We start from the raw sequence: 8,105 nt of genomic DNA, 5'->3' as shown, positions 1-8,105 counted from the left end.
ACATTCCCACCCGCCCGACAAACATAATCACCGAGACAACAAGCTTGTTAAAGGTCGATAGCTCAGCGGTTAAATTTAAGCTCAAACCAACCGTACTATAAGCAGAAAAGCATTCAAAAATCACTTTAATCAAATCAAGCTCGGGCTGATCGTAACTGATAAGGGTGACACCCATACCAATGACAAATAACGACAGCCACATAATAGAAAACGCCCGGCGAATAGAGATGTCAGCAATTTCGCGTTGAAACACTTCAACCTTGGTCTGACCACGGGCTAAGCTCAAAGTATTTAATACGGCGATGGCAAAGGTGCTGGTTTTGATACCGCCGCCGGTTGAGTTTGGTGACGCCCCAATCCACATCAAAAAAATCGTCAGCATAATAGTCGGAAACGCCAGTGCATCCATATCGGCAATATTAAAGCCTGCCGTCCGCGGTGTGGCGGCCGTAAATAGCCCTGTGATTAGCTTAGCGTAAAAACTCTGATGCTCAGCAAGGATGCCGTGGTATTCAAATAGCATGACCCCAACCAAACCAATTAACAATAAAGCGCCGGAGGTAATTAGCGTAATACGGCTATTGATACTCAGCAGCCACGGCTGATAGCCAAATCGTGGGTCATTATGAAAAAACGCCCGCTGCGCACGGTGACGCAGATAGCGCAGTAGATTGACGACAATGATAAAACCCATGCCACCAAATAAGAACGTGGTACTAATAATAAGCTGTAGCGGATAATTAAATCGTAGCGACTCATCGTATAAGCCGGCGCTAAAGGTCGAAAATCCTGCATTACAAAAAGCAGAGATAGCATGAAATACCGAGAAATATACTCTTTGGGCAAAGCTCATCCCTGGCAAATCATAAATACTTATAAAAATCAAAATAGCAGCCAATGCTTCAACGCCAAAAGTCACATACAAAATGGACTTAATGGTGGTGACCATATCGCCGATGCGCCGTGAGACGTTCATCTCACTGATACTCAGCTGCGTCTCATAACTGACCCCACCTTTAAAAAAGTAGCTAAAGTAAGTCACAAAAGTCAAAATCCCCAGACCGCCGATTTGAATCAGCCCGATGATAATCAGCTGCCCAAACGTGGTAAAACGAGTTGCCGTATCCACCACAATCAGCCCTGTCACACAGACCGCACTGGTAGCCGTAAATAGCGCATCGACAAAGGATATCGGCTCAGTAGTGGCATTCGGCATCATCAATAGTGCAGCACCGACCAATATTACCGATAAAAAACTTAGAATAAAAAACTGACCAGGGTTTAAAAATGCCCGATTAAGGCTAAAGTTATTGTCCGATATCTCACGGATAAAGGTAACAAAAACCGCAACCTTAATCGCCACAAAACCATCAACTGGCATCGACAGCCCTGAGCGCGCCAGCTCAAAAAAATGCACCGCCAACAGCATAAAAATAGCACCGCTGGTCAGCAAATCAAAAACTGCAACTTTATTGACCGCGCCTTTGTTAATAGACAATCGCGACTTTGAGCGCAGATAACGCCATACCGTGGCTAAAAAACCCAATAGAATAATGATTAAGTAAGAAATATGAAAAATATGCTGTAGCCATGTCGTGAGGTTAAAACCACTATCAATTAAAGCAATTCCGATGCCAATGGCGCTGATAACAATAGTGAATCTATTCAACAGCCGATACGGTAGGGCTGGATGCATAGCATGATTCCATGAGAAAAATGACGTTAATACTTATACGCCTTTTTTTTGCCATTCCCTAAAACTGTTTTTAAATAATCGTAACCAGATATGACATTTTTTTGCTTGTTTTTGGTGCAGCTGTAAGTATCGCGTGCGCAGTAGAATGGATAGCTTTTTAGTAGCAAAACGGCGGCATGAAAAAACCCACTTATCGGTCAGTAGAGTTGCTACAGAAATGGTTATTAAAATTTAGAAGCTGACTAAAACAAGGCATTATTAAAAGGTATTGTTAAATTATCATAATCGCTATGTTGAATTGACCGAGGAAGCTAAACGACAATAAATCTAAAAGCTCAAGGCTAAAAGCTTAAAGGCAAGCAATTTAAAGGTAAGAAACTCAATCTATAGCAGCTGAACGAATATGAGCAGTAGGAAATACGGCGCTAAAAGTGGAGCCTTTGCCTTCTGTCGATGCGATTTGCAGAGTCGTGTCGTATTGATATAACACATGCTTGACTATTGCTAGCCCTAATCCCGTACCACCTGTCGCCCGACTGCGCCCACTGTCTACTCGGTAAAAACGCTCGGTCAATCGCGCGACATGCTCGGCCGCAATACCAATACCATTATCGGTAACCGCAAAGCGACAGCCGTCTGTGGTTTTTGCCCAACTGATGACGATGTTGCCGCCTTTTGGCGTATATTTAATGGCATTGATAACCAAATTGGATAACGCACTGTTTAAATACATCTCCGAGCCGTAGAGACCATCATAGGTATCTATTTGCAGGTGCAGCGTATGCCCGTATTCTTGGTTATACGCCTGCGCATCATCATAGACATGAGTGAGCAGCTTGGTCATATCAATATAATGCAGCTCATGCGTCTCTTCGATTTCAATTCGTGATAGCAATAATAAGTCATTGACCACCCTATTCATACGCGCGGTCTGCTGCGTCATTAGCTCAAACCCGCGTCGCCATTGCCGCGGCATTTCTTCTTGATCGGAGAAATTCTCCAGGTAACCCATCAGCACAGTCAGTGGCGTTCGTAACTCATGCGAGACATTGGCCACAAAGTCGCGGCGCATTTGCTCTAAGTGTTGTAAGCGGGTCACATCATAAATAATTAGTAGCTTTTCATCGCCAAAAGGCGTGAGCTCACATTTAAGATAACGGTTAGGGTCACGCCATGACTTCATGTGTACGCCATCATTGGGCGTGATCTTATTCTGATAGTACTGATGAAACTCGGGAACGTTAATAAAGTCAAAAATACTTTTGCCATGGTCCGCTGACTGTAGTAATAATAAATCCTCGGCGGCCTGATTCCACCACTCCAAACCATCGTCACCATTGAGCAAGATAACCGCATCTCGCAATGCGCGTAAGGCACTTCTGATTTTTTTCAGCTGATCGGTAGAATTTTGCTGCAAAATTTGATGGTCCTGTTGTTTTTTACTTTGTTGCACTGTATCTGACTTGGCGTTTTCTGGTTGGGCGTTTTTTTCAAGCATTGTCATGCAGACCTCTTATCTTTATTGAACCAAACTAGAAAACCGATAGCCAGTACCGCGAACCGTTTGAATTAAGGTACTGCAATCATAAGGTTGGAGTAATTTACGTAAACGCCGGATGTGTACATCAATCGTGCGGTCTTCGATATAGACATTGCCGCCCCAGACCTGATCTAGCAGTTGGGTGCGCGTATAAGCACGCTCCGGATGACTCATAAAAAATGCCAGCAATCGATATTCTGTCGGCCCGATATCGATGACTTGATTGTCAGCGGTGATGCGTTGACTTTTGGGATCGAGGCTAAGCTTACCTATTTCGATTGGCTTATCACTACTAAGCGCACGACTACGCCGTAACACCGCTTTGATTCTGGAGATTAATTCACGCGTTGAAAAGGGTTTGGTCATATAGTCATCAGCGCCCGCATCAAGACCATGAACCTTACTATCTTCCTCACTTTTGGCGGTCAGCATAATTACGGGTATCTCGCCCAGCATTTCATCACTTTTTAGCATACGGCAAAAATCAATACCACTTTTATTGCCTGGTAACATCCAATCGAGCAAAATCAGCGCGGGTCTGTGATCGACCACTTGCTGATGCGCCTCTGCGATGTCAGCCGCTTCTAAACTCTCAAAGCCCGCCATCTCTAGCGTCATTACCACCATCTCACGAATTGCAGGTTCATCTTCTACAATCAAAATCTGCTCACTGCGCATACCATAGCCTTATTATTAAATGACAAAGTTGAAAGTCAAAGTTAAAAGACAAAAACCTAGAAATAAATAAAACAATATTAGATACCAACATTGGCTGCCAATGCCTGCCCATTAAACGGCTTAATTATGACAGTTTGATGACACTGAGTTTGAAATCCACTTTTACAACAACGTCAGCCCACATCATAACGATTTTTGTACAAGATATCAGCCGTCATTAGAAGCATTTCTACCCTTTATCACACGTCTATTTTAATTAAATGACTTTTTTCATAAAAATGTCTTATTTCATCAAACTGTCATATTTGCGCGGCACAATGGGCTCATCGACCACCAAGCGTCTTTGCAGTAAATCATTTTTAATAAAGCGTTATGAACAAAGCAGTATGAATAAAGCACCATTTATAAAACATCGAAATCAGCTCTGTTATTTATAAATATCCAATACTCAACTATGTTTACTTAATATCATTACTTTTTAGGAGAAATAATGCGTTATTCATTAATAGCTTTAGCTGTCGCGAGTACCTTGACCTTAGCTGCTTGTAATAAAAACTCCAATAGCAATGAAAGCAATGAACCAGCTGCTTCAGCGCAATCAACCACTGCCCCTACCGCAGACGTTACGTCGTCAACCGCTAAGTCAGATGACAATGTATCAATGAATATCACCGGCGCGGGCGCCTCTTTCCCGCAGCCTATCTATGCTAAATGGTCAGATGCCTATCATAAAGCAACTGGCGGTCAAGTGAACTATCAGTCGATTGGTTCATCGGGCGGTATCAAACAAATCGTCGCAAAAACAGTGGATTTTGGCGCGTCCGATGCGCCGATGACGCCCGCTGAATTAGAGGAAGCTGGTCTGATTCAATTCCCGACCGTTATTGGCGGCGTGGTACCTATCGTCAATATCGATGGCGTTGCGCCTGGTCAATTAAAGCTCGATGGAAAAATGCTCGCTGACATTTATCTTGGCAAAATCAGCAAATGGAATGACCCTGCCATCAAAGCTATGAACCCTGATTTAACCCTTCCTGACGCCGCTATTACCACGGTATTCCGCTCAGATGGTTCGGGCACAACCTTTAACTTTACTGATTATTTAGCCAAAGTCTCAAACGACTGGAAAGACAGCGTTGGCGTCGATAAAACCGTGAAATGGCCAACCTCGGCAACCGGTGCTGGCGGTAAAGGTAACGAAGGCGTTTCAAGCTATGTGACGCGTATGAAAAACTCTATCGGCTATGTCGAATACGCCTATGCTAAGCAAAACGGCATGTCACACGTAGCGCTAAAAAACGCCGCTGGCAATGTCGTACAGCCCTCTGCGCAAACATTCGCCGCCGCTGGGGATATTGATTGGTCAAAGCAAGAAGGCTTTTATAAAGTCATCACTAACTCTGAGACTGATCAAGCATGGCCTATCGCCGCTGCGACCTTTATCTTAGTCCATAAACAACCGCAAAATGCTAAGCAAGTGGCGGGTGTCCTTAGCTTCTTTGACTGGGCTTATGCTCAAGGCGATGATGATGCAATGAGTCTTGATTACGTGCCTTTTTCTGATACGGCCGTGGCGTTATTTAAAGCGAAATGGAACGAGGTGGTAGACCGCGAAGGTAAGCCTGTTTATACCGCAACTCAAAGCAATTAATACTCCCACTCATCAAGCAAGCTTATTAGATTATTGAGGCTTTTATGGCAAACCTAAAATCCCAACTGGCAAAACAAAAACGCTATGATGCGGTTTTTGTCAACGCCACCAAAGCATTTGCAATCTTGGTACTGTTGTCGCTTGGCGGCATCATGCTGTCATTGATTGTCGGTGCGTGGCCAAGTATCACTAAGTTTGGCTTGGGATTTTATACCAGCAATAACTGGGATACCGTAAACGATCAATACGGTGCGCTTGCACCCATTTACGGAACGGTGGTCACCTCTCTTATCGCTATCTGTATTGCCGTGCCAATCAGCTTTGGGATTGCTATCTTTTTAACGGAACTTTGTCCCAATTTTTTGAAAAAGCCCTTGGGTATTGCCATCGAGCTGCTGGCAGGTATCCCTTCTATCATCTATGGCATGTGGGGCTTGTTTGTCTTTGCACCGTTTTTTGGTGATCACATTCAGCCTTGGTTTATTGAACATATTGGCCCCCTACCTATTATTGGCAAGGTTTTTACCGGTGCGCCGATGGGACTGGGACTATTTACCGCCTCGTTAATACTGGCAATTATGATTATTCCCTTCATCGCCGCCACCATGCGCGATGTTTTCTCTGTGGTGCCAGACCTGCTAAAAGAGTCGGCGTACGGCATGGGCGCCACCACGTGGGAGGTGATGTTTAAAATCATCTTACCTTATACCAAAGCAGGTGTGGTTGGTGGCGTGATTTTGGGACTTGGGCGAGCGCTTGGCGAGACGATGGCCGTGACCTTCTTGATTGGTAATGCCTTTAATATCAGCCCAAGCATATTTACGTCTGGGGTGACCATTACTTCAGCGCTTGCCAATGAATTTGCCGAAGCGTCAAGTGAGCTGCATTTAGCCTCATTACTACATTTAGGATTAATCCTGTTTGTCATTACCTTTATCGTTTTATCAATATCCAAGCTGATGCTCATGCGTATTGACCAAAAAGCAGGTAATTAAACACCCTATTTTAAATAGCCAACAAAACAAGCCTAAACAAACTAAAACACGCTATTTGCAGCCATTATTTGACCTAAGAAGGACAAACACTTCATGACTTTCGCACCAGTCACTACTCAAACGACCCAATCAAGCCAGCCTTCTGTACGCTTTGAGGATCGCTATAACAAGCGTCTTTATAACAAACGCCGTTTTATCAATAGATTGGGACTTGGTTTTGCCTTATCAGCGCTTGTATTTGGTTTGTTTTGGCTGATTTGGATTTTGATGACGCTGTTTATTGAAGGCTTTCAAGGTCTCATCGAGATGCCTGTCTTTATGGCAGATACCCCGCCACCGATGAGTGAAGGCGGTCTACGTAACGCCATTGTTGGCTCAGTGATGTTGGCTTTTTCGGGTTTGGCGATTGGTGCGCCAATCGGCATGATGGCGGGTATTTATTTAGCGGAATTTTCACAGGGCAGTCTGCTCGGTAAAGTCACCCGATTTTTAAATGATATTTTATTGTCTGCGCCCTCCATCGTGATTGGTTTGTTTATTTATGCCTTGATGGTCAAAGGACAGAGCTTCTCAGGTTGGGCGGGTGCGTTGGCATTGGCGCTGATTGTGATTCCTATTGTCGTGCGGACGACGGAAAATATGCTAAACCTAGTGCCTAACACGCTGCGCGAAGCGGCTTATGCACTAGGTACGCCAAAATGGAAGCTGGTCAGCACCGTGACCCTGAAGGCTGCCAAAGCCGGTCTGACTACTGGTGTGCTGCTCGCTTTTGCGCGTATTACCGGTGAGACCGCGCCCTTACTATTCACCGCGCTAAACAACCAGTACTTTAGTACCGATATGAGTGAGCCAATGGCTAATTTACCCAATACAATTTATCAATTTGCCATGAGCCCTTATGACAACTGGCATGCACTGGCTTGGGCGGCGGCGCTGCTCATTACTGCGACAGTATTATTCTTAAATATCGCCGCGCGCTTTATCGGTGACAAACATCATAGCAGATAGGTTATAGCGTCCAAATCACGTGGTCGCATGGTCATGTGGTCGCATGGTCATGTAGTCGCATGGCTGCTATTAAAAAATAACTTATTAAACAATACTTTAAAAAAATGGAGACCATTATGACGGATGTACTAGAAAGAAAGGCCACTAAGCTAATGACCGATACCGATACCAACAGCACGCGCCGTTTATTGGATGATGTGCTGGCTAATAATGGTCAATATCAACAGCCAGATATTGGCCGTTTTATCAAGCAAACGATGGCAGATATGCCAGACGACATGCCACCTGCCAAGATTACCGTTCGCGATTTGGATTTTTATTATGGCGATTTTCAAGCGTTAAAAAATATCAATATTGATATTGCAGAAAAAAAGGTTACCGCTTTTATTGGCCCATCAGGCTGCGGCAAATCAACGCTGCTACGTACCTTTAACCGTATGTACGACTTGTATCCGAGTATGCAGGCTAAAGGAGAAATCACCCTTGATGATCAAAACATTTTGGCAAAAGATACCGATGTGAATTTGCTGCGAGCGC

General features: G+C 44.3%; 7 protein-coding genes. 4 read left to right on the top strand and 3 right to left on the bottom strand.

Annotated elements, in window-relative coordinates:
• From V7D75_RS12050 to phoB, 3 genes are all read right to left on the bottom strand, one after another.
• A partial coding sequence (locus tag V7D75_RS12050) for a TrkH family potassium uptake protein (RefSeq protein WP_333614754.1) occupies positions 1–1,696 on the bottom strand: 1,696 nt, incomplete at its 3' end.
• 379 nt (positions 1,697–2,075) lie between these two features.
• Entirely contained in the window at positions 2,076–3,200 is a 1,125-nt protein-coding gene (gene phoR, locus V7D75_RS12045; protein ID WP_333614753.1) for a phosphate regulon sensor histidine kinase PhoR, read from the bottom strand.
• Between the two features lie 15 nt (positions 3,201–3,215).
• On the bottom strand, positions 3,216–3,914 hold the full coding sequence (gene phoB, locus V7D75_RS12040) for a phosphate regulon transcriptional regulator PhoB (RefSeq protein WP_333614752.1): 699 nt from the start codon (positions 3,912–3,914) through the stop codon (positions 3,216–3,218).
• Positions 3,915–4,404: 490 nt separating this feature from the next.
• Between phoB and pstS the strand changes: the two genes are divergently transcribed.
• The 4 genes from pstS to V7D75_RS12020 form a co-directional block, all read left to right on the top strand.
• Entirely contained in the window at positions 4,405–5,565 is a 1,161-nt protein-coding gene (gene pstS / locus V7D75_RS12035; protein ID WP_333614751.1) for a phosphate ABC transporter substrate-binding protein PstS, read from the top strand.
• 44 nt (positions 5,566–5,609) lie between these two features.
• Positions 5,610–6,560: a phosphate ABC transporter permease subunit PstC gene (gene pstC, locus V7D75_RS12030; RefSeq protein ID WP_333614750.1), complete on the top strand. Its 951-nt coding sequence runs from the start codon at positions 5,610–5,612 to the stop codon at positions 6,558–6,560.
• 93 nt (positions 6,561–6,653) lie between these two features.
• Positions 6,654–7,568, top strand: coding sequence for a phosphate ABC transporter permease PstA (gene pstA / locus V7D75_RS12025; protein ID WP_333614749.1), 915 nt, complete (start codon positions 6,654–6,656; stop codon positions 7,566–7,568).
• A gap of 257 nt (positions 7,569–7,825) precedes the next feature.
• Positions 7,826–8,105 (top strand): ATP-binding cassette domain-containing protein (locus tag V7D75_RS12020; RefSeq protein WP_333614760.1); only part of this gene is annotated, 280 nt, incomplete at its 3' end.

The sequence above is a fragment of the Psychrobacter sp. genome, from assembly GCF_036731945.1.
In the GTDB taxonomy this organism is placed as follows: domain Bacteria; phylum Pseudomonadota; class Gammaproteobacteria; order Pseudomonadales; family Moraxellaceae; genus Psychrobacter.
This window is presented reverse-complemented; position numbering and strand designations above follow the sequence as displayed.

What these genes read in the sequence shown, in the direction of transcription:
- pstA (WP_333614749.1), top strand. Translation starts at nt 6,654, where the DNA reads ATGACTTTCGCACCAGTCACTACTCAAACGACCCAATCAAGCCAGCCT.
- phoR (WP_333614753.1), bottom strand. Translation starts at nt 3,200, where the DNA reads ATGACAATGCTTGAAAAAAACGCCCAACCAGAAAACGCCAAGTCAGAT.
- pstC (WP_333614750.1), top strand. Translation starts at nt 5,610, where the DNA reads ATGGCAAACCTAAAATCCCAACTGGCAAAACAAAAACGCTATGATGCG.
- pstS (WP_333614751.1), top strand. Translation starts at nt 4,405, where the DNA reads ATGCGTTATTCATTAATAGCTTTAGCTGTCGCGAGTACCTTGACCTTA.
- phoB (WP_333614752.1), bottom strand. Translation starts at nt 3,914, where the DNA reads ATGCGCAGTGAGCAGATTTTGATTGTAGAAGATGAACCTGCAATTCGT.